Here is a 22,283-nt window from a genome sequence, read left to right on the forward strand (position 1 = left end):
TTTTACATCTTCTCATCCATATATTTGTTAAGTAAGTGATCCACAAACTCATTTCCGCGATTGTTGGCATGACCCTTAGTCCAATCAAAAGTAGCATCTGGAAATTGCTTAAGTAAACGATCAAGTTCTTGCCATTCAGCAGTATTGGCTAATGGTCCCTTTGACCGTTTCCAGCCGCGCTTCTTCCAAGAAGCTAACCAACCCTTGTTAATTGCGTTTAAAACATATTGCGAATCTAACACAAAGTGTAATTTCTTTTCGTTAAAACCTAACTCAATAAGTTTTTTTAAGGCATTAATCAATGCTGTCTGTTCCATCTTGTTATTCGTGGCTCCATATTCGCCACCGGCTTCATGGACTTCACCTTCACCCCATTCAATCCGGTAAGCCCAGGCAGCTTTATCAGTCTTTTTAACATGACCACCTTTATAAACACCGGTATTGCGCGTGCCACCATCAGTATAGGTTGTAGCAAAATAATTTTCCTTAATCTTAGGTTTGGATTGTGGCTTTGACTTCGACTTCGCCATTACTTGTTTATTTTCTTGTTTCAACTCACGCGTTTTCGTCTTAATCTTTTTAAGTGCTGCTTGTAAAGTATCTTCACTTTCTTGCAAGATTTCACCATGTGTTTGTGCGTTCCAATCCAAATAATCGGTCGCATCCGTGATTTTAGTAAATGACTTATACTCCGCACCAGAAAAGCCATCAATTTGGGCCTTAGTCTCTTCCCAATTGCGATAAATTCCTGGCTTGCGTCCCTTTTTTACAGCATAAAACTTCATGATGTTTCACCCATCTCAAAAAATTTCTAACAATGATAAAATATAATTATTACTAATTGTAAGGTGGTGCAAGATGTTCTTCAACTCTAAAAAATATGCGCAAGAAGCAGAAAAGAATCGTAAACGTGATCTCTGGCAAGAGCCAAGCATGTTCAGTATGATCAGCTTAGGGTTATTAGCTACTTTTGCACCAACGCGCATTTTCCTACGCATGCATAAAAAAATTATCGATGACCATGCGACTATCGAAGAAGTACCTGCCGGTTTAAAGCAGGTGCCAATCATTTATTTTCATGGCTTTCGCGGTGGAGATTACACCACTCGCGTTATGGTTGACCAAGCTTTAAAAGACAAGCATAACGCCAAATATCTCAAGGTCACCGTTGATCTGTTTGGCAGTTTTAAACTGGAAGGCACTTGGACCAATGATCGTCAACCAATCGTTCAAGTGGCTTTTCGCCAAAGAATCGTCGGTATTTATGGCATTGATTACTACTTAAGCTTTGTTTTGCCCTTTTTAGCTAAACGTTATCACTTCCAGCGTTATACTGCAGTGGCTCATTCCTTAGCCTGCCCATGCGTTATTCGGACTGAAATGAAGCACTCCTGGCAAAAGAAATTTCCGCACCTTGATAAATGCGCCTTTATCGCTGGTCCCTTTGACGGAGTAACTTATCTCGGCGATATTCCCAACGTCAATGTTTTAAATGAAAAAGGGCGCCCCAGCGTGATGAACCCGCACTATCTTTATTTACTGTTTAACCGGCGCCGCTTCAATTCTGATATTTCAGTCCTCAATATTTATGGTAATGTCCTCGATAACACTAATACTGATAAATTTATTTCGGTAGTTTCCGCTAAGAGCATTCGTTATATCTTGGCGCCACATGCTCACTTTTATCAAGAAGTTGAGGTTCGCGGTGAAAAGTACGCTGAACACAGCTGGATGCATGACAATCCCTTTGTCATTGACATTGTTAACCGGTTTATTGGCTTAAAATAATTGGGAGGAAATTCGTTGATTTGGCTGCATAACCTATGGCACATCATACTCATTACTAATACCATCCTGGCCTTCTACATTGTCTTTCACCGCAGACGGTCAGTCCCCACTACCTGGGCTTGGCTGATTATTCTATTAGTCTTGCCAATTGTAGGTCTAATTCTTTATGGCTTTTTTGGTCGGGGAATTTCGCAAGAGAATATCTTCGCTATTAATAAACAAAAGCACATTGGCCTGCGCAACGTGCAACGCACTATTACCCAAGCACCTAAAAAGGCGAGTCCCAATGATACTTCTGAGCAAGGAAAAATTGCGATTAATTTCTTTGACAAAGATGGCGAATCGCCATTAACCAAGAATAATAGTGTCAAATTATACGAGGATGGTCGGCAAATGTTTGACGACCTGATTCGTGATTTAGAACATGCTCAAGAAACAATCAACGTTGAATTTTACACTTTTTACAGTGATGAAATTGGCAATCAAATTCTTAATCTATTAATTAAAAAAGCTAAGCAAGGAGTAAAAGTTCACGTTCTTTACGACGCTTGGGGTTCAATGGGAGCCAGCAAAGCTTGGTTTGATCAATTGAGAAAAGTTGGAGGCGAGGTTTTGCCCTTCGTTACTTCACGTAATATGATCACTCGGTACCGGATCAATTACCACTTGCACCGGAAAATTGTTGTCGTTGATGGGAAAATTTCCTGGACTGGTGGCTTTAACATTGGAGACCAGTATTTAGGCCGAAAGAAGAAATTCGGCTACTGGCGTGATAGTCAAGTCCGGCTAGTCGGTTCGGCTTCCTTGCTCTTACAAGAACGGTTTATGATGGACTGGAACGCTTCGATTCTTAAGAATACTCAAATTATCACTTACAGCTCGCTCTTTTTCCCAGATTTAGATGAAAATGATACTTCAATGGGCAATATCGCCACCCAGATCATTTCTGACGGACCTGATCGGTATGAACCTTACATGCGTAACGGGATGATGCGCTTAATGCTGATGGCGCGCAAACGGCTCTGGATTCAAACGCCCTATTTAATTCCAGATGATGCGGTCTTTGCGGCCTGGCAAACCATTGCCAGCTCGGGAGTTGATGTCCGGATCATGATTCCATGTAAACCGGATCATCCCTTTATCTATCGGGCTACTCAGTGGTACGCTAATGAACTAACACGTTATGGGGTCAAAATTTATATTTATAACACTGGTTTTCTCCATGCCAAGACGATGTTAGTTGATGATCTTTATGCCACGGTGGGCTCAATGAATCAAGATTATCGTTCTTATGACCTAAATTTTGAGGACAACGCAATTTTTTACGATAAAGGCTTTAACAAAGAAATGGAACAAAGCTTTGTCCGTGATATGAAGAATTCAACCTTGTTAACTAAAGATATGATTAAGAAACAAGGGCGGTTATTGCGAATTTATCAAAGTTTATCTCGCATGTTATCACCAATACTTTAAAAAAATTGTCTGGAAAATATTTTTCCCAGACAATTTTTAAATAATCGAATTAATTTCAATTTTGATATTATGATCAGTGTGGCGTTTCAAAGCACCAATTACCTGACTTACCTCTCCGCGAAAGCGCAAATAATATTGACGGCCATTATTAGTCTTCAAAATACAGATTACCGAGGGGCTCTTAGGACTCGGGACATTGATTAAGAGGGCGCCATCGATTTCAGAATATTTTACTGTCCGCTTAAAGTAACCTGAGACAACGGCCCGCTTAGGAGCTAGGCCAGTAAAACCATCAATAATACTTACAAAGATAATTAAGGCTAGGAAGAAATTAATCCCTGGATCTCCCGATTCAATGTAATTCCAACTAAAACCTAACCAAATAATAATTAGGGTCCAAATTAAAACTGAAAGTCGAAATTTGCCCCTTAAATCTAATTTTGCTTGCCAATACCAACTATAGCAAGCATAGGCAAACAAGATGGCGTTAATCACCATATAAAAGTTTTGCATTGCAATAACCCCTAACTATAAATACGTCTTTTTCCTATTATAACAAAACAGAGCGCTATAATTAATGTAAGTGACTTTTACCAAAAATAATGAATGGAAAAATACCAATGGATAATTCAGAAAAAATTGCTGCTTTTAAGCAAGACCTAGCAGCCGCAAAAAACGTTGTTTTCTTAACTGGGGCTGGTGTTTCAACCCACTCTGGCATCCCTGACTACCGATCAAAAAGCGGGATCTATAACGGTGTTTCTGAAAGCCCAGAAACCATCCTAAGTGAGAGTACTCTTTATAATCGACCAAAGTTTTTCTACGACTTTGTCATGAACAATATGTACTTCCCAGATGCCAAGCCTAACTTAATTCATGAAAAAATCGCAGAAATTTGTAACAAAAAAGGAACGCTAATTACACAAAATATTGATAGACTAGATAGTAAGGCAGGAAATCAGCACGTAGTAGAGTTTCATGGTAATTTATATAATATTTATTGCACTAAATGCCATAAACCTGTATCTTATAAAGAATACGCAGCTAGCTACCTGCACAAAGATTGTGGTGGAATTATTCGTCCCGGTATTGTCTTATATGGTGAGGCAATTAACCCACAAAATTTAGCCAATTCTGTTGACGCAATAAATCAAGCTGATCTGGTAGTAATTGTCGGCACTAGTTTTGTTGTTTATCCATTTGCACAATTATTGGCTTACCGTAAAAAGAATGCTAAAGTTTGGGCAATCAATAAAACTGAAATTCCCGCAGCAGGAATTGACGCAATTATCGGCGATGCCTTGGATGTCTTCGCCAAAATTTAATCAACTTGTAGTTTTTAATAATTGAGATATAGTAAGGAAATTTTGATGGCAGAGATCTTCTATTATGATGATGTCAAAATTGATCCTTGGACTTATACTTTAACCATGACTGAAGATGGTCTGGCATATGTTGGGCTCAAGGACAGTGAAGCATCACCTATTTTTAGTTATTATCCAAATAGGATGCTAGTCCGTGATCCTAAACGGCTAGCACCATATATTCAGGAATTAAAAGAATACTTTGCTGGCACCCGTAAGGAATTTGATGTCCCCATCGACATCTCCGAGTTTGGGACACCATTTCAGCGAAATGTGCTTAATATGGTCCAAAGAATTTCTTATGGCACAACTGTAAGCTATGGTGATATTGCTGCTTCACTGGATAACGCCCGCTCTGTCAGAGCTGTTGCCCATGCGGTAGCACTAAACCCTGCTTTAATCTTTATTCCCTGCCATCGAGTTATTATGTCCAATAGTAAAATTGGTGGTTATCGTTTAGGAGCCAAAGAAAAGGCTCGTTTAATTAATTTAGAAAAGAGTCACTTGCATGACAATCTTTAAACTCTATGCGCCCTTTTTTGATTTAGGAAACTGGGGCCACGTTCTAACCAGTGGTAAAGACTGGATGATTATCCTAACTTTGATTTTAATGGAATGTCTGTTATCAGTTGATAATGCTGTTGTTTTAGCAGCCCAGACTCAAGCTTTGCCTGATAAAAAAGATCAAGAAAAGTCCTTACTTTATGGTTTATGGGGCGCTTATATTTTCCGCTTTATTGTGATCGGAATTGGGACTTACCTAATTAATTTCTGGGAAATCAAATTAGCTGGTAGTATCTACCTCTTTTATCTCAGTTTTAAATTCTTCTATGACCAGCGTCACCCTAAGCAAGCTGCCGAGCATGAAAAAGAAAAAGAAGAACGTAAAGAAGCCCGCGAAAAAAAGAAGCCAAAAAAGAAAAAGCATGTCCTTTCTCTTTTTTGGCGAACGGTTATTTCAATTGAATCAATGGATATTGTCTTTTCAATTGATTCAGTTTTGGCAGCTTTAGCTGTTTCAGATAATCCAGTCGTGGTCTTAATTGGTGGGATGATCGGAATTCTCTGTATGAGAGGAGTTGCCGAAATCATTATTAAGTTAATGGACATTATTCCCGAATTGCAGCCAATGGCTTATGTCTTAATTGGAATTATTGCCCTTAAATTATTACTTGCTTTACCACCATTACATTATGAAATGCCAAATACCGCTTTTGCAATTCTTGTTTTTGCAATTCTAGGCTTGACGATTCTTTTCCACTTCTGGCGCGTTAAGCGACACGGTAAAAAGCATTTATAATTTTTGCTCAACGTATTTTTTGAGTACAACCGCTTGGTTGTGCTCTTTATTTTTAGCCCCATATAAGAACAAGACATCTTCTTTTTCTAAGTGACTTTTTACCGTTTGGATAAATTCCGGAGTAAAATGATTATGATCTAGCTCAGTCTCGTACTTTGCTTGAAATTCCGGGAATTTCTCATCTTCATGGTTGAACCATTTACGTAATTCATTTGTGGGACCGATTTCTTTATCCCATTCATCTAAAGCGGCTTTTACTTTACTAATTCCACGTGGCCACATACGATCAACTAAGATGCGATAGCCTTGTGGTTGTTCATGTTCATAAATTCTCACTAACTTAATTTCTGACATCTTTATTACCTCGATTTCTTTTACTATTAGTGTACTGCAGAAAGGATTAAAATGGATTATTCAACTTACTTTACTAATCATTCAACGGCTGAAATTGCTAAAGATTTAATCGGTCGACCATTAATTTTTGATGAAAAGCAAGGTAAACTCGGCGGCTATATCGTTGAAGCTGAAGCTTACGTTGGTAAAAAAGACCGGGCCGCTCATTCTTTTGGCGGTCGACGTAGTCAAGCCAATGAAGGACTCTACCGCCGCGGCGGTACACTTTATATTTATTCACAACGGCAATACTTTTTCTTTGACATTGCCTGCCAAGAAGAAGATGAACCACAAGGAGTGTTAATCCGCGCTATCGAACCTGCCTGGGGGATTGAGACTATGGTCAAGAATCGCCATGGTAAAGACGGGGTTCTACTAACTAATGGCCCTGGTAAAATGATGCAAGCTTTAGGAATCACCAGCCGCAACTGGGATTTGCATTTTCTTAGCGATTCACCCTTTAAGGTTGATTTAGCTGACCAAAATCGGCGTCTGCCCCAGGAAATAATCGCTGCTCCGCGAGTCGGTATTAATCAGTCAGATCCTTATTGGGCTAAACAGCCTTTGCGTTTTTATGTCGCAGGTAATCCTTATGTTTCTGACATGAAAAAAAGAAATTATGCCAAAAACAATGGATGGGCTTGACAAGAGTTTAGTTTTACTTTAATATTCTTTTCAGTTAAATAAATTTCCCAATGCAATAGAGGTTGCGGCAAAGACAAAGTTGGTGGGAGCACACGAATGCACTGAAAGCCAATGTAAGCTTCGTCGCCGAAATGAAATTCTTATTCGTGAGAGGATTTCGTTGGGCTACAGGAGAAGATCCTGTAGACTGTCCTGGTTCGTCCCCAGGGAGCGCTATAAGATTTGGTTTAAGTACTGATGATTTGACACCTCGCTTGCTTTGGCAAGTGAGGTTTTTATTTTAGGCTTTTATTGTATTGGCTTTATGTAGAAAACATTGGAGGTTTTTTCATTGAAGTCAAGATTTAATTGGATTGCTAGTTTCTTAGCAGTTCTCATTACCCTTATCGGCGGAATCGGATACAGCAACACGCAAGTTCAAGCTGCTAAAAAGGATTCCGGCGTCTTAAAGATTGGGATGGAGGCTAACTATCCTCCATACAATTGGACCCAAACTAACGATGCCAATGGTGCAATTCCAATCGAAGGCTCAAAGAGTACTTGGGCTAACGGTTACGACGTCAAGATTGCTAAGATTTTAGGTAAAAAATTACACCGTAAGGTCGTCGCTGTTAAGACTGAATGGGATGGTTTACTTCCTGCCTTAACTTCTGGCAAGATTGATATGATCATCGCTGGGATGAGTCCTACGGCTGAACGTAAAAAAGCAATCAACTTCACTAAGCCATACCGGCGCGGTACTTTTGTAGTTATCACCAAGAACACTAGTCGTTTTGCTAACGCTAAGAAATTGACTGATTTCAAAGGTGCTAAGTTAACGGCTCAACAAGGTACTTTCCACTACGATTTAATCAAAGAATTAAAAGGTGCTCACAGAGAACCTGCAATGCGTGACTTCTCTGCTATGCGTCAAAGTTTAATCTCAGGCACTATCGATGGTTATGTTGCCGAAGACACGGAATCTACTTCTTTCAAGTTGGTAGATCCTGATATTAAGGCTGTGCCAATCAGCAAAATGCCTGGCTTCCACGTTTCTGAAGAAGAATCTGTTTCTTCAATCGGGATTGCTAAATCTAACAAAAAACTTTTAAAAGAAGCTAATGCAATTTTAGCAACTATTCCTACTTCAGAACGTACCCGCTTAATGACTGAAGCTGTCAAGGAACAACCAAAGACTGACAGCAAGAGTAAGAATGGTAAAAAAGAAAGCTGGCTTGTTTCTACCTGGAAACAATACGGCGGCATGATTATGTCAGGAATTGGCATGACATTGCTTTTAGCCCTGGTTGGTACCATTGCCGGTTTCTTCATTGGTTTATTAGTTGGGATTATCCGGACCATCCCTACCCCTACTACTCGCGGTAAGCGTTGGGCTCTTAACTTCATCAAGTGGCTCTTATCAGTCTACGTTGAAGTCTTCCGTGGAACACCAATGATGGTTCAGGCTGCTGTTATCTACTACGGGATTGCTCAATTCTGGCACTTAAATATTAACCGAACTGCAGCGGCTTTGATCATCGTTTCAATTAACACTGGTGCCTACTTAGCCGAAATTATCCGGGGCGGAATTATTTCTACTCCAGAAGGTCAATTTGAAGCTGCTAGTGCCTTGGGAATGACTCATAATCAAAGAATGTGGCACATTATCTTGCCACAAGCAATCAGAAACTGTTTACCATCAATTACTAACGAATTCATCGTTAACATCAAGGATACTTCAGTATTGAGTATTATTTCTGTTTCAGAATTGTTCTTTGTTGGTACAACGATTGCGAGTCAAACCTTTAAGTTCTTCCCAACTTACCTCATGATTTCAGCAATTTACTTGATCTTAACCTTTACAATTACTCGGATCTTCAATTTAATTGAAAGAAAACTTGAAGGTAAAAAGAACTACAATTTAATGGCCAACCAAGTACAAGTTGGTACACCTAAGGATGCGGAGGCAAATAACTAATGACTGAAACTAACGAAACAATTTTGAGTTTAAAGCATATGCAAAAATCCTTTGGTGATCACAAAGTTTTACGTGATATTTCTTTCGACATCAACAAAGGTGAAATCATGACCATTATCGGTCCTTCCGGTGGTGGTAAATCAACTACCTTGCGCTGCATTAACTTACTAGAAGAGCCAACTGGCGGTGAAATTGATTTTCATGGCGAAAACATTTTGACTCCAGGCTATGATCGTAATAAGTTCAGAGCCAAAGTCGGAATGGTTTTCCAACAATTTGACTTGTTTGAAAATAAAAATGTCTTGCAAAACTGCATGGTTGGGCAGCAATTAGTGCTTAAGCGTTCAAAAGAAGAAGCCAAGAAGATCGCTTTAGCTAACCTGAAAAAGGTAGGGATGGATCCTTTTATCCATGCTAAACCTAGCCAATTATCTGGTGGTCAACAACAAAGAGTAGCCATCGCACGTGCTATTTCCATGGATCCAGAAGTTTTGCTTTTCGATGAACCGACTAGTGCCCTTGACCCAGAAATGGTTGGTGAAGTACTAGACGTTATGCAAAAGCTAGCAACTACTGGTTTAACGATGGTGATTGTTACCCACGAAATGGGCTTTGCTAAGCAAATTTCTGACAATGTCTTGTTTATCAGTGACGGTGTCGTTACTGAACAAGGTCATCCTGACCAAATCTTTGATCATCCTCAAAATGAAAAAACACAGAAGTTTCTTAGCAACTTTAGAAAAATGGACTTCTAATTTAAAAATAAACTTAAGTCGTGATAGGCTTAAGTTTATTTTTTGCTATAATATAGAAAAACATCTGGGAGGAAAATGAATGAAAAACAACAACTACTATTTCATCCGTCCATACGATGAAAGTTTACCTAAACCACCCCAAGAAAGCTTTGGCCAAATTTTAAACGAAGTCTATTTACAACCCTTCAATTGGAAAGGCCGTACTACTAGAAAGTCTTTTTGGATCAGCTTTTTAATTAACGCTATCATCAGCATTATTGCAAGTATCCTCTTAGGCTACGCCTTGAACAGCGATCTTAATCTAGGCTTAAAATGGATTGATGGCGTCATTGCTATTCTTGTTTTCGTTTGGATTTTTTTGGCAGGTCTTGGTCAAAGAATTCGCCGCTTACACGATGTTGGTTATAGTGGCTACTGGTACTGGGCTGCTTTTACTGGCTATGGTGCAATGTTCTTGTTCTACTTAGATTTACAGCCTTCTGTGCAAAGAAAGGTTAAGTGGGGCAAGTACCTCTTCAGTGAACAAGACTATCCTGAGGGACATGAAGAAAAAGTTCCTGTGCCAACTATTGGTCAAATTTTGAAAGAACACTTCTTTGATTGCTTCAAGTGGAATGCAGAACCTCTTACTGGGTTGGGACAGCTACTTATCAAGTAGTTGGTACTTTTAGCTATCTGCTTATCTATACCCTTAGCGCATTTATTGGTCTTGCACCTCAAGAACTGAAGCACGAGTCATCTTATGCAGTTCTAGGTATTTTCTTTATTTGCACTTTATTATTTTTAGCAATTATTTCTATTTGGGTTTTCTTAGCTCAATTAGGCCATGCTGTGAGACGTCTACACGATGCCGGCTTTAGTGGCTGGTGGTGGTGGTTAAATATCATCCCATCTATTGGTAATTTATTACTAGCCTTCTTACTCTTCCACCCAACTGTTAAAGAAGATGTGAAGTGGAACAAATACTTATTTGAAGAAAAAGATCGCATTCGTTAGGACAAAAAAGCTTGATGAGTAATTTCATCAAGCTTCTTTGTTTGTCTTTTGCAAACTCAATCATGAAATTTTAACCAGTTTACAAAAAATAGCGATTTTTAAATAATGTCGTTTTTCTTTTTTAATTCAGTAATTTTCCAATTAGTCACAAAATAATTTTCACGGGTCTTGCGTAAAGCATCATAATCGCTCTGCAGACTGTCAATTGCATCCTGCAGGCGTTTATTTTCCTTGCGCATAGCATTTAACTCAGGATCATTAACTACACCTTTTAAATGCATTTGAGCCGCTAAATTACGGCGCCGATGTTCAAACTCCTCTTTTAAAGTCCCCAGTGCATTTTCATACTTCACTAGTTGCTTATTAATGGGAGCAATTTGATCATTTAACTCTTTAAAGAGCGCAAATGGCATATTAGACTTAATCCGATTACATTCACTACATGACAAAATTAGGTTATTCAAGTCATTATTATGTGATAGCGACACCGGATCCTTGTGATCCACACTGTGACCCCGTCGCCCACAATACTGACAGCGATAATGATACTTGGCCCGAATTCGCTCGCGGTCAATAAAATCAACTTCATTTAATTGAAAATCAACCTGCAAGCCTAAATGTTCCAGATTATATTGAAAATCTCGCCCTGGATCAGGCACATAATCAATTGCACCAGTCTCACTCTTAATCACCGCTTGATTAAATTCTTCGCGTGGAAGTTGCTGCTGAGCTAATTCGTTACCATCATAATCTTGCAAGAAAGCTTCATAACGCTTGCGCAATTGCTTCGTTTTCACCAAAAAGCTGCTCTCCTCAATCTCGCCTTCTTTACCTACAAAGGTGTACAGCAAGCTTTGCGCAAAAGTATTAATTGGATCATTAGCATAATTTTCTGCAATTTCTCCGCGCTGCAAGCAAAGATCACAAATGCTAGTTAATTTGGGATTCATTAACCCTTTTTGTTTAAAGTGCAACGAGTCCATCCGTAAACCGCATGAACTACATAAGAACTTCACCTAATCATCCCCCAACAAAAGAATGCTAAAAGCTATCCGTTGCATCTTATCCTTACCAGCAAAATCGCCCTTAAATAAGTCAGGCAGAATATGCTTGATAAAGTATTGCACACAAACTAAGTCATCAAACTTCTTAATTGTCTCCAAGCTTTCCTTGAACATTTGCATATAGACTGGATTAGGATTACCTAATTCAATTTCACCATATGCTTCATAAAGTAAGTCCAGTTTGTCACACACAGATAAAATCTTACCTTCTAAAGTGTCATCTTTAGCTTCTGAAAGGCGCTTCTTATAAATTTCTTGAAATTCCTTAGGGATCTCATCCTTGATGAACTTATCAGTCATCGTTTCTTCAACGTCCCCGATCATCTTCCGCAATTGCGGGGTCGCATATTTCACCGGCGTCTTAATGTCACCAATAAAGCGCTCAGTATAATCGTGATTCAAGCTCTTTTCATACAAAGCTTTCCAGTTAACTTTTTGTTTACCCTTAACTTCTTCAATATCACCCATCATTTGAGCTAATTCAGCTGTTCTAAAGCAGTGATCGGCAACAGAATGATGATGATACTTAAAGTAACCTGGTGCCCGATCAATTGATTCTAAGCTATTAAATCCCTGAATATATGCATTTAATCCCATTTCATTCATCCCTTCTCTAAACTTGTCTAAAATTTTTACTATGTTACCAAAAAATTTTTTTGGATGCAACAAAAAAACAGCTTGCAATTGCAAACTGCTTTTCATTTCAATATTTATTAAAGACTACTTGTTTTCGTCTTTTGCGGCCTTGTTAAGGAATGCAACAACGTTAGCTACGTGAGCAACACGCTTCTTAGCATTTCTCTTGTTCTTAGGTCTTTGGTTTGGTTCACAACCAGTGTTGTAGTTTTCACCTTTACGCATAGTACTATACTTCCTTTCAGATTTTCGAAAATCTAGTATATTTTAGCATGACCACGACTCTACTTCAAGTTTTCCTCAAAATTAAACTTCTAAATTCCCTGATACATGAACCACAATCAGATAATTTAAGATTCGCTGGGCATAACTAGTATCTGCTTGATAAGCCTTAATTGCTTTCTTAGCCAGAGTCACATTATCCGTAATCAAACCATCCACTTGCCCATACATCATTTTCTTCATTAACTTTTCGTCATTAATTGTCCAAGCGTAGACTGGATGCTGCTTTAAATGAGCTTGCCAAACAAAGTCGGTATTTAAAGTTGAGTACTCCATTGAATATCCATCCGCCACGCTATGCGGATAAGTGAAATTATATGGCTGAATGTAGAGCACTTTTAATTTGGAATTGATTTGATGGAGTCCTTCCACTACCCGGTAATCTAGTGACTGAACTTGATAATGATCCCTTAAAATCGTCGCTGCATATTTTCGATTGAAATTTTGGAGCATCTTTTTGGAATCTTTGGGTGTGGTTTTAATTTCAAGCAATAATTTCTGCTTATGCCTTTGAGCGGCTTTAAGATATTGATCAAAACTAGTGATTTTAGCTTGATGACCATTTTCTTTAGCTGTCAGCTGTGTAAGTTCTTTTAGGGTTAGTTCACTTGGAGCCTTATTAACACCCGTTAACTTAGCTAAATTTTCGTCATGTAAGACCACAAATTGATGATCCTTAGTTTCATGAAGATCAATTTCAACATAGTCTGGTTTAAGTTTAACTGTTTTGGTTAATGCCGGAATAGTATTTTGAACTCCATTTTGGTCACTAACTCCGCGATGTGAAATTATTAATAGGCGTTTGCCATTAGTCCCAGTTAAATAAAGACTATTAGTAAAAACGCTACTAGCAACAATAATTAAAGCAGCCAAAACTGCAATAAAAATCGTCTTTTTATTTGTAATAAAACTGCTTTTTCCTTTTGGTAATAACTTAATCCCTCGTAGCAATATCAAGGTAAAGACAACTATTACTCCAGCCAAGACGATGGCACTTACTATTTGGATTAAAGTTAAATTCAAAATTGCCAATGTCATTGGCAAATATTTCCCAGGAAATAAGTCCCAAATTAGCTGTAAACCATAAATTAAGCCATAAAAAATTACCAAGACAATTGCAGTTGAAATTGCCACTACTAGCATGCGGCTCAATAATGACCACCAGTTGCCATTTTTAGTCAGTTGCCAGCTGCTTTTAATCGCGGCTAGCGGCTTTTCTTGTCGATAAATAATTAGTGGTAGCGCAAGTACCCATCTTGCTCCTAAACAGATAATGATAAGATAAAAAGCAACTAGAATTCCTAATAAAAGCGGTGTCCGTGTCAAATAATCTAAGATAAACTCAGAAATCTGGATTTTTGCAAGTAACGGCGTGCGAAAGACAATATCAGCTAACGGTACCAAGATTAAGAAATACATCGTCACTAATAATAGCGTACTAAGTCTAGTTTTCTTAATGCGCTGCCAGGTTAGGTGAAAAATAGTTTTCAACTCAAAGTTATCACTTGCGATTGTTTTAATGCTTAATAGCAATACTACCAATTGCACATAGATTAAGAACAGCAATAATAGTAATTCCAAAATTAAAATCACAAAAACAATAGTATGAGTAGTAATGATCGTCACCACATTTTGATATGAAACAAACGGAATTGCCCCTGCTTGTAAGACAAAAGTAGTGATATAGCGTAAGAGCGGAATCAAAATAAACTGGTTAAAAAGATCAAACAACATCAGTAAGAGTAAATAACTTAGCCAGTGCCGTTTAAATTCTCTTAAGTAGCTTTTGAATTCTGGGATCATTTTTTATTTATATCACTTTCTTAACTAACAAAAAAGACGAGGCAGCTGTCTCGTCTTTAATCATCACTATTCTAGCATTGACCACCATTTTTAAGATCTTCAGCAGTCACCTTTTCTGGCTCATATTGACTAACAGTTACTCCACCATCAATAATGCCACTGTCGGAAGATAAACTTAAGGTCGAAGCACGAGCATTCAATACTAAGCCTGGTTCAAAATAAGTTGTTTCTGGCTGAGCCGTGTACAAATCAAGACCGGCATCGTTAGCAATTTTAATATTGTAGTCGGGATCAGCTTTAGCTAAAGTAACAAACTTAAAGCTGTCACCGATGGTGCAAGTACCACCCTTTTTAGAGTACTTAGTAGAACCATCATCTAGTGCCAAAATTACAATTTGATGATCTGCGTCCATTTGCTTTTCAATTACTGCTTTAGCTTCAGGTTTAATTTTAATTGAAAATTTTTCGTCTGCCATTTTTATCCCTCCGATTATGTTTAAATTAGATTTTTACTTACTTAAATATAGCATGACTTAAATCTTTTTCCTAAAAATATGCTCTGAAATGGCTTTCATATATAAAATTTCAAAATTTATCATTGCAAGCACCACAAAAAAGGCTCAAAATGATAAATAGGGTTTTTAGACGATTGTAACACGTGAGGGGGACCTTTTATGACCGTCTTAAAGAATATTGCTAAAGATAGAATTTTACAAATTACTGTTCTTATTACAGTAGTGAGTCTTTTTTTCGCGCGTCCACGGTTTGAAGATATTAATTTTCATACCCTGTTCTCGGTCGCTGCGATGCTAACCATCATTCAGATTTATGCTTATTTGCATGTGCTTGATGTTTTAGCATATAAATTAACTAGCATTGCTGATAATACACGTAAGCTTAACATGCTATTCACCTTATTGTCAGTAATTGCCGGCATGTTTTTAGGAAATGACATTACATGTTTGACCTTAATTCCGCTTTATTTAAATATTGCTAAAAAGTATGAATTGCCACAAATTTTACCGGTTACTTTAATTGGGATGGGCGCCAATATTGGTGCTGCTTTCACGCCTTGGGGTAATCCACACAATATCTTTTTGGTTAGTCGGTATAATGTTGGCGCTGTGGAGTTCTTTTCATGGTCTATACCATACTTGATTATCTCAATGTTGATTTTGATTTTGGTCTTTTTATTCATCCCCAAAGAAGAGATCCCAGTTCAAGAAACTGAAGAAATCAAAATCAGTATGCGTCCAACTTTGATCACGACTGCCGTCTTTATTTTCTTCTTCTTCGGTGTTTTCCGAGTAGTGCCAATTATCTGGCCAATGCTAATTGCAATTGGGCTTGCACTTTTAATCAATCCACGAATTATGTTAAAAATCGACTACGCTTTGCTGTTAACCTTCACCGGTTTCTTCATTTTCATTAGTGATATTCAGCAAATTCCAGTTATCGTTGGTGCAATTCATATGTTGGTCCGCTCTGAGATTTCTACCTACTTGACATCAATTATCTCCAGTCAGATCATGAGTAACGTTCCATCAACCATCTTAGTTGGTAAGTTTACAACCTATGCTCAAGCCTTATTCCTCGGCTCTAACATCGGTGGTTTTGGTTCTGCAATTGGTTCAATGGCCAACATATTAGTCTTAAAGACTTTCAACCAAAACGCAACTGCTAGTCGGTCTAAGTTCTTCAAAGAATGGACTGTGATGCAATTCATTGGTTTGATCATTTTAACCATCGTTGGTTGGTTACTATTAATTTTTAGAATTTAAGTTAAGATGCTGCTCAGCAGCATCTTTTTTGATTGCGATTAAGTTATAATATCAGATACAATTAAATAAATATCTCTTTGTTAAGAAAGGAAGATCACTATGTCTCCATTACTATGGATTCTATTAATTATCATTGTATTAATCGTAGCAATCTACATTACTGCTTATAACGGCTTACAAAAGGCTAAAATCTATACTGAAGAAGCCTGGAGTCAAATTGATGTGCAATTAAGGCGGCGTAACGATTTAATCCCTAACTTAGTTGAAACTGTTAAGGGCTATGCTAAGCATGAAAGTGAAACTTTTGAAAAAGTAGTTGAATTGCGGAATCAATTAACCCAAATCCCTGCTGATAACCGGGAAAAGATTCAAGAAGTTTCTAACCAATTAACTGATTCTTTAAAGACGATTTTTGCCTTATCAGAAAACTATCCTAACTTAAAGGCCAACGAAAACTTCTTAAAATTACAAGAAGAATTAACTAACACTGAAAATAAAATTGCTTACTCTCGTCAACTTTACAACTCAAGTGCTGCGCAATATGATCAAAAGTTATTAACTTTCCCATCCAATATTGTGGCTAAAATTCACCACTTCACTAAGGTTGACTACTTAGAAACTCCAGCTGAAGAAAAGGCAGTTCCTAAGGTTAAGTTTTAGAAATTAGGTTGAAATATGTTATACCAACAAATTGCCCGCAATAAACGCAAGACCGTCATTGTTATGTTGGCTTTTGTGGTGATCTTAGCCCTAGTTGGTGCTGGCTTTGGCTACATGTTTAGCGATAATGCTATTGTCGGCATTGTGGTAGCCGTAATTGGTAGTTTAATCTACATGTTCTTAGTCATGCGTAATCCAGCTAACATGGTGATGAGTTTAAATCGCGCCCATGAAATTCATGAAGCCGATAACCCCGAACTTTGGCATATTGTTGAAGATATGGCCATGGTCGGGAGAGTACCCATGCCGCGCGTCTTTATTATTCCTGATCCTAGTCCGAACGCCTTTGCAACGGGAAGTGATCCTGACCACAGCGCCGTTGCTGTTACCCAAGGATTACTTGATTTAATGAATCGTGAAGAACTAGAAGGCGTTTTAGGCCATGAAATTTCTCACATTAGAAATTATGATATTCGCCTATCAACCATCGCTGTTGTTTTAGTCGGTGTCATTTCATTCTTATCAGGAATCGCTTCAAGAATGATCTGGTTCGGTGGTGGCTCACGAGATCGCGATAACGACAACAATAATAACGCCTTAGTTACGATTTTTAAGATGGTAGCAATCTTGTTTGTCTTAATTTTGGGACCTTTGTCAGCATCCCTAGCACAAATGGCCTTGTCACGTAACCGGGAGTATTTAGCTGATGCTTCTTCAGTGGAATTAACTCGCAATCCGCAAGGATTAATATCAGCTTTGACTAAGATTGAGAACAGTCAGCCAATGAAAGTGGCGGATCGCTCAAGTAGCGGAATGTACATTGAAAATCCCTTTAAACACAGCGGAAGTTTATTTGACACTCACCCACCAACAGCTGATCGAATTAAACGATTAGAAAAAATGTAAAAAATAGTTTGGGAAAAATTTTCCCAAACTATTTTTTGATATTATTTACTTTTCATTGACTGGATCCATGAAGAATCTAAATTTGAAGGTACCCTCATTTTCATTTGGATATTCACCAGCATCAGACCAATACAAGTACTGATCCTTGCTACCAGCTAAACGTACATAAAGTTGTGGATCTTCTGAATTATTAACGCTGATAACTTGATCAATCTTAACCTTACTACCGGCCCGGACAACCTGCTTAGTATCTTTGAAGTTCTTATCTAACACAAATAGATCTGAATAAGGCACCACATAAGTTGGATCATTAGTAAAGACATACTGGCCATTGATCTTATCAACATTGGCAGCTTTGACATAACGGCCACCACCTAAGGCATAGTAACTCTGACCCTTAATCTGATATTGCTTTAAGGCTTGCGGATGCTTAGTATCAGACTCACTTGGATAGAAGAAATAAGTACGATCACTACTTGCAGCACTAGCTTTGCCGCTGTAATTGATTAACGTGCCTTTCTTCAGCTTACCTTGGCTCTTAATTCTTTGCCCTTTTTTGTTATAAACGTAAGTATTATAGCTTAAGCGCATCACATTTTTACCAGCAACTTGGGCCAGATCGCCAACTTTCACGTAAGCACCATTTCCCAGGTAATAATATTGGTCAGTCGTAGAAGTAGTTAACTTACCAGCATATTGAATTTGTTGGCCCCGTTTAATCGTTGCTGAACCACCACGATAGAACTTTAGTCGTTTACCATTTTTATCATAAATATAGCCATTACGCGCAATGCCAATGACACCTTTCTTGTTAGCACTACCTAAGCAATTTTGCTTGATATAGCCATTATCCCCTAGCCAGACATATCTTTGTCCATTGTTAATCCGGTAAGTTGGAAAGTGTTCACTATTAATCACGGAATGCTTAACGGTGATCCAAACCGGCTGACCATAAGTTTTAACGGTGCTGCCGCCTTTAGCCTTTAACTTGCCAGTGTAAAAACCGCCTTTACTGTTATACAGTTGAACATTACCACCATTATAAGTGTCACGGATCTTAACCGTATTCTTAGCTGCTTTTTTATTGGCAGCAATTACCGGTAGATTATTTGTTTGCACTAATGCAGCTGCAGGACTAACAGCCATCAGAGCAGCCGCAGAGATCAAGACAACTTTTCTAGTTAATTTCATGTTGTTTACCTCATCAAAATTCAAAAACATCGACTTTTTCTATATTGTATGCGGTTTTACCTACTAGGTCTATTTTTTACTACGAAAAAAGACATCCTTTACCTCTTCTTCAGAATTGGAAAGAATGTCTTTCTTTTTAATGCAAATTAATATTAGCTTCTTTGAATAAACGTGACCGCATTGCGGCTGGCGTTTCGCCATAAAACTGATTAAATTTCTTATAGAAAAATGACTTACTTGAGTAGCCAACCCGCGCAATAATTTCTTTTAAGGAAATATTCGGATGAGCCAATAATTCTCGTGCCTCTTGCATTCTTCTTTCATCAACATGATCCACAAAGCTTTTACCGGTCTTTTGCTTAACCATATTAGAGAAGTAATTAGGATTGAAGCCGAAATATTTTGCTGCCTCTTTTAAAGTAATATCAGTAAAATGCGCATCAATATAACTATCTAAGACCATACTATCAAATTTAGTCTTATCAAGCGTTGGCAAAGTTACCATACGTTGATTTCTAATTGAGAGAATCATTACTACAGTAAGTTCTGCTCCAATTAAAGCTCGAGTAAATAAATCGTCATTTAAGTAGCCATCAACAATATGTTCCATTACTTGGGAAGCACACATTACTTGATTATTCTTTAGCCATAAAACATGTTCAGTTTCAAGACTATCAATAATTTGCACAATAATGCTTTCTTCTTTAGAGCCCTTGTAAGCAAAATCTTTAAAGAATTCACGATATTTGAATCCAGGTAAAAACTTAATCTTAACTAAGACTGCATCTTCATCTTGTACCACTTCGTAATGAGAATTTTCCGTCAATAACAGGACATTTCCGGTCTTCATCTCAATGTTTTTTTCACCGCTCTTGATTGTCACAGTACCAGACACTACGTATAAAATTGTAGAAACGTCCATTTGATAACGATGAATGCCGGAATTATGATTTTCAAGGTAGATAGTAAAAAGATCAAAACCTGAGTTGCCTGCTTTAAGCCGGATCTCATTTTCGCTAGTGCTACTGGACCGGATAACGCTCATCAGGTACTGATCTAAAGCAACAGCTGCCATGTGTCCACCTTCTTACTTATTAGCTTATAAGGATACATCTATAAGTCTATTATGCATCAAAATATAAAACATTTCATATAAATATGCTCATATAGATTTAGAAAATAGTTCCTTATCACACTCCTCACTACCTATTTTAGATATAATTAATACAAGTATAAAGGAAATAAAAGAAGTATTCACAGGTAACTATATGACAAAAATTAATCTTTCAGATCTTAGTTTTTTCTATCAACGACAAAAAAAGATCGTACACAATTTGAATTTACAGCTTCCGATTGGCGCTCTTTCGCTATTAATCGGCCCAACTGGCTGCGGCAAGTCAACTTTACTTAAAATCATAGCTGGCATATACCCAAAATATGGTGGCAAAATGACTGGCAAAATCGAGCGACATAATTTAACTTATGCCATGATGTTTCAGAACCCAAGCGAGCAATTTACGATGGCCACTCCGCGTCAAGAAATCATTTTTGCCTTAGAAAACTTACAATTAAATCATGACGAATATGAGCGGCGGTTAAAAGACGCCGTAGTATTCACACAAATTAGTAAACTTTTAGATCAAAAAATCACAACCCTTTCAGGCGGGGAAAAACAACGTGTAGCCTTAGCAGTATTAATTGCCATGAACGTCGACTTATTTTTATTAGATGAGCCTTTTGCTAGTGTAGATCCTGAAGCAAGAAGCTTTTTAATCAAGAAACTAGCCCAATTGCGCGATCAAGGTAAGACAATTATTATTACTGATCATGTCTTTAACGATTATGGTCCAGTGTGTGATCAGGTTTTTGAATTTCAAGGACCAACAATTGTTAAACTTAATCAAGCGCAAAAAGCTGCCTTGTTTAAACCCAAGAGAGTTACTCTTCATTTTCCTTTACCTAGTGAAAAAGAGACTGCAGTTTTCAATTTGAATCAAACCAAGATTGCTCAGCAACGGACTTTACTCGCGCAAGATCAGTTAAAAATTTATCAGGGTAAAAGCACCCTTATTACTGGAGTAAATGGAATTGGGAAAACTTCATTTTTTAAAGCCTTAACTAAGATGTTACCCTATACTGGTCACATTACCTTTAATGATCAAGAAGTTAGTGGCTGGAAGGCGCAACGGTATCTCACCCATGTTGCCCAAATTTTTCAGAGTGCCAGTGATCAGTTCTTGGCTGTTACGGTGCAAGATGAATTAAATCTAAGTAAAAAGGACCGCAATCACTACTTCACTGACGAAAAAATTAAGCAAGCACTTGAGCAATTAGACTTAACTGACCACCTTCATCAGGTAGTTTATTCTTTGTCTGGTGGTCAACAGAAGAAACTGCAGATTTTATTAATGTTAATGACTAAACATGAAATCTTGCTCATTGATGAACCCTTAGCTGGCCTAGATGCAAATTCGGTTAAGCAAGTCTTAGCTTTAATGCAAGAAAGTCAACAAGCCCTGCAGCAAACGTTTTTAATTATCAGTCACCAAATAGCGGAATTAAGTGATTTTTGTGACTATCATTTGCAGTTTGCTCAGCGGAAATTGCAGTATGTTAGCGAGGTGCAACATGAATCCTAGTCTCAAATTTTTATTAGTTTTTATTATTTCCCTGGAAATATCGATCAAGAATTCCTTAACCACTAACATCTTGTTAATTTTGGCAGCTTTGATTTTTCTTCTCTGGCAACGAATCAAAATTAAAGATATCTTATTATTAATCGCCGTGCCCTTTATTGCCGCTTTTACTATTTTTGCGACGCTGTATTGGTTCCAAACGCAGCCGGATCATCAATATGCCTGGATTTTATCAAGCCGGGTGTATGTTTATGTCTTAACCATCGCCTGTGTCGCTAAAACAACTACTGCTACAGAATTAGCGCGTTCACTTGAACAAAACCTCCACTTGCCAAGTAAATTCGCCTATGGCGTCTTAGCAGCGCTAAATATTATTCCGCGGATGAAGGCCGCTGTTAAGCAGATTAGAACGGCAGCGATGATGCGCGGCATGTATTTGAGCTTCTGGTCACCAATGCTTTATTTCAAAGCTATTCTGGTCGCTATTTCAGCTGCTGACAACTTAGCACAAGGAATGGAGTCTCATGGCTATGTGGAAGGGCGAGCTCGTTCAGCTATCATCAAAATTCCTTTAACTTCAAAAGATTGGTGTCTATTTATCTTAATTTTATTCTTAGTCAACGTTAGTTTATTTTGTTTCAAGTAGGTGAAAA

General features: G+C 37.9%; 23 protein-coding genes, 1 pseudogene and 1 riboswitch. Of the genes and pseudogenes, 14 read left to right on the forward strand and 10 right to left on the reverse strand.

Annotated features, from left to right (window positions below):
* Nucleotides 1-2: 2 nt before the first annotated feature.
* Entirely contained in the window at nucleotides 3-785 is a 783-nt protein-coding gene (locus EJK17_RS04200) for a ribonuclease H family protein (protein ID WP_103662028.1), read from the reverse strand.
* 73 nt (nucleotides 786-858) lie between these two features.
* Here EJK17_RS04200 and EJK17_RS04205 point away from each other — a divergent pair, with 73 nt between their 5' ends.
* On the forward strand, nucleotides 859-1,788 hold the full coding sequence (locus EJK17_RS04205; protein WP_103662027.1) for an alpha/beta hydrolase: 930 nt from the start codon (nucleotides 859-861) through the stop codon (nucleotides 1,786-1,788).
* Between the two features lie 15 nt (nucleotides 1,789-1,803).
* Nucleotides 1,804-3,261, forward strand: a complete 1,458-nt coding sequence (gene cls, locus EJK17_RS04210) for a cardiolipin synthase (protein WP_103662026.1) — start codon at nucleotides 1,804-1,806, stop codon at nucleotides 3,259-3,261.
* A 36-nt stretch (nucleotides 3,262-3,297) separates the two neighbouring features.
* Here cls and EJK17_RS04215 read toward each other — a convergent pair whose 3' ends face one another.
* Nucleotides 3,298-3,774, reverse strand: a complete 477-nt coding sequence (locus EJK17_RS04215; RefSeq protein WP_103662025.1) for a hypothetical protein — start codon at nucleotides 3,772-3,774, stop codon at nucleotides 3,298-3,300.
* A gap of 107 nt (nucleotides 3,775-3,881) precedes the next feature.
* Here EJK17_RS04215 and EJK17_RS04220 point away from each other — a divergent pair, with 107 nt between their 5' ends.
* Genes EJK17_RS04220 through EJK17_RS04230 form a run of 3 tightly spaced genes read left to right on the forward strand, consistent with a single transcriptional unit; the run spans nucleotide 3,882 to nucleotide 5,925 of the window.
* Nucleotides 3,882-4,586 (forward strand): NAD-dependent protein deacylase, encoded by a 705-nt coding sequence (locus EJK17_RS04220; RefSeq protein WP_103662024.1) that lies wholly within the window; start codon nucleotides 3,882-3,884, stop codon nucleotides 4,584-4,586.
* A 45-nt stretch (nucleotides 4,587-4,631) separates the two neighbouring features.
* Complete coding sequence (locus tag EJK17_RS04225) at nucleotides 4,632-5,147, forward strand: methylated-DNA--[protein]-cysteine S-methyltransferase (protein WP_127796233.1); 516 nt, start codon at nucleotides 4,632-4,634, stop codon at nucleotides 5,145-5,147.
* Complete coding sequence (locus EJK17_RS04230) at nucleotides 5,134-5,925, forward strand: TerC family protein (RefSeq protein WP_103662284.1); 792 nt, start codon at nucleotides 5,134-5,136, stop codon at nucleotides 5,923-5,925. Before EJK17_RS04225 ends, EJK17_RS04230 begins: the two co-directional genes overlap by 14 nt.
* Here EJK17_RS04230 and EJK17_RS04235 read toward each other — a convergent pair.
* Complete coding sequence (locus EJK17_RS04235; protein WP_103662283.1) at nucleotides 5,920-6,279, reverse strand: DUF488 domain-containing protein; 360 nt, start codon at nucleotides 6,277-6,279, stop codon at nucleotides 5,920-5,922. The two genes, EJK17_RS04230 and EJK17_RS04235, sit on opposite strands and share 6 nt — an antisense overlap.
* 51 nt (nucleotides 6,280-6,330) lie before the next feature.
* Here EJK17_RS04235 and EJK17_RS04240 point away from each other — a divergent pair, with 51 nt between their 5' ends.
* The 4 genes and pseudogenes from EJK17_RS04240 (at nucleotide 6,331) to EJK17_RS04255 (ending at nucleotide 10,671) form a co-directional block, all read left to right on the forward strand.
* The gene (locus tag EJK17_RS04240; protein WP_103662282.1) at nucleotides 6,331-6,963 is read left to right on the forward strand and encodes a DNA-3-methyladenine glycosylase; all 633 of its coding nucleotides are present in this window, start codon (nucleotides 6,331-6,333) and stop codon (nucleotides 6,961-6,963) included.
* Nucleotides 6,964-7,011: 48 nt separating this feature from the next.
* Nucleotides 7,012-7,187, forward strand: a riboswitch (Lysine riboswitch).
* Between the two features lie 107 nt (nucleotides 7,188-7,294).
* The gene (locus EJK17_RS04245; RefSeq protein WP_103662280.1) at nucleotides 7,295-8,920 is read left to right on the forward strand and encodes an ABC transporter substrate-binding protein/permease; all 1,626 of its coding nucleotides are present in this window, start codon (nucleotides 7,295-7,297) and stop codon (nucleotides 8,918-8,920) included.
* Nucleotides 8,920-9,675, forward strand: coding sequence for an amino acid ABC transporter ATP-binding protein (locus tag EJK17_RS04250; RefSeq protein WP_103662279.1), 756 nt, complete (start codon nucleotides 8,920-8,922; stop codon nucleotides 9,673-9,675). Before EJK17_RS04245 ends, EJK17_RS04250 begins: the two co-directional genes overlap by 1 nt.
* Before the next feature lie 79 nt (nucleotides 9,676-9,754).
* Nucleotides 9,755-10,671: pseudogene (locus EJK17_RS04255) on the forward strand (DUF805 domain-containing protein).
* A gap of 98 nt (nucleotides 10,672-10,769) precedes the next feature.
* On the opposite strand, the gene EJK17_RS04260 reads toward EJK17_RS04255, so the two are convergent.
* From EJK17_RS04260 to EJK17_RS04280, 5 genes are all read right to left on the reverse strand, one after another.
* Entirely contained in the window at nucleotides 10,770-11,687 is a 918-nt protein-coding gene (locus EJK17_RS04260; protein WP_103662277.1) for an HNH endonuclease, read from the reverse strand.
* Nucleotides 11,688-12,332 (reverse strand): YfbR-like 5'-deoxynucleotidase, encoded by a 645-nt coding sequence (locus EJK17_RS04265; RefSeq protein ID WP_103662286.1) that lies wholly within the window; start codon nucleotides 12,330-12,332, stop codon nucleotides 11,688-11,690.
* A gap of 123 nt (nucleotides 12,333-12,455) precedes the next feature.
* Nucleotides 12,456-12,596, reverse strand: coding sequence for a hypothetical protein (locus EJK17_RS04270; protein ID WP_103662276.1), 141 nt, complete (start codon nucleotides 12,594-12,596; stop codon nucleotides 12,456-12,458).
* Between the two features lie 81 nt (nucleotides 12,597-12,677).
* On the reverse strand, nucleotides 12,678-14,456 hold the full coding sequence (locus EJK17_RS04275; protein ID WP_103662275.1) for a glycerophosphoryl diester phosphodiesterase membrane domain-containing protein: 1,779 nt from the start codon (nucleotides 14,454-14,456) through the stop codon (nucleotides 12,678-12,680).
* A gap of 71 nt (nucleotides 14,457-14,527) precedes the next feature.
* The gene (locus EJK17_RS04280; RefSeq protein ID WP_103662274.1) at nucleotides 14,528-14,932 is read right to left on the reverse strand and encodes an iron-sulfur cluster biosynthesis family protein; all 405 of its coding nucleotides are present in this window, start codon (nucleotides 14,930-14,932) and stop codon (nucleotides 14,528-14,530) included.
* A gap of 198 nt (nucleotides 14,933-15,130) precedes the next feature.
* Between EJK17_RS04280 and EJK17_RS04285 the strand changes: the two genes are divergently transcribed.
* From EJK17_RS04285 to htpX, 3 genes are all read left to right on the forward strand, one after another.
* A complete protein-coding gene (locus EJK17_RS04285) occupies nucleotides 15,131-16,237 on the forward strand; it encodes an SLC13 family permease (RefSeq protein ID WP_103662273.1) in 1,107 nt (368 codons plus the stop codon).
* Nucleotides 16,238-16,336: 99 nt separating this feature from the next.
* Nucleotides 16,337-16,897, forward strand: a complete 561-nt coding sequence (locus EJK17_RS04290) for a LemA family protein (RefSeq protein WP_103662272.1) — start codon at nucleotides 16,337-16,339, stop codon at nucleotides 16,895-16,897.
* Nucleotides 16,898-16,912: 15 nt separating this feature from the next.
* A complete protein-coding gene (htpX, locus tag EJK17_RS04295; protein WP_103662271.1) occupies nucleotides 16,913-17,803 on the forward strand; it encodes a zinc metalloprotease HtpX in 891 nt (296 codons plus the stop codon).
* Between the two features lie 45 nt (nucleotides 17,804-17,848).
* Here the strand turns inward: htpX and EJK17_RS04300 are convergent, their stop codons facing one another.
* Nucleotides 17,849-18,994, reverse strand: coding sequence for an SLAP domain-containing protein (locus EJK17_RS04300; RefSeq protein ID WP_161494924.1), 1,146 nt, complete (start codon nucleotides 18,992-18,994; stop codon nucleotides 17,849-17,851).
* 136 nt (nucleotides 18,995-19,130) lie between these two features.
* Nucleotides 19,131-20,069 carry a helix-turn-helix domain-containing protein gene (locus tag EJK17_RS04305; RefSeq protein WP_103662270.1) on the reverse strand — a complete coding sequence of 313 codons (939 nt, stop codon included), beginning with the start codon at nucleotides 20,067-20,069 and terminating at the stop codon, nucleotides 19,131-19,133.
* Between the two features lie 193 nt (nucleotides 20,070-20,262).
* On the opposite strand from EJK17_RS04305, the gene EJK17_RS04310 reads away from it, so the two are divergent.
* Complete coding sequence (locus EJK17_RS04310) at nucleotides 20,263-21,633, forward strand: ATP-binding cassette domain-containing protein (RefSeq protein ID WP_103662269.1); 1,371 nt, start codon at nucleotides 20,263-20,265, stop codon at nucleotides 21,631-21,633.
* Nucleotides 21,623-22,276: an energy-coupling factor transporter transmembrane component T family protein gene (locus EJK17_RS04315; RefSeq protein ID WP_103662268.1), complete on the forward strand. Its 654-nt coding sequence runs from the start codon at nucleotides 21,623-21,625 to the stop codon at nucleotides 22,274-22,276. Before EJK17_RS04310 ends, EJK17_RS04315 begins: the two co-directional genes overlap by 11 nt.
* Nucleotides 22,277-22,283: the final 7 nt, after the last annotated feature.

This window comes from Lactobacillus xujianguonis, from assembly GCF_004009905.1.
In the GTDB taxonomy this organism is placed as follows: Bacteria; Bacillota; Bacilli; order Lactobacillales; family Lactobacillaceae; genus Lactobacillus; species Lactobacillus xujianguonis.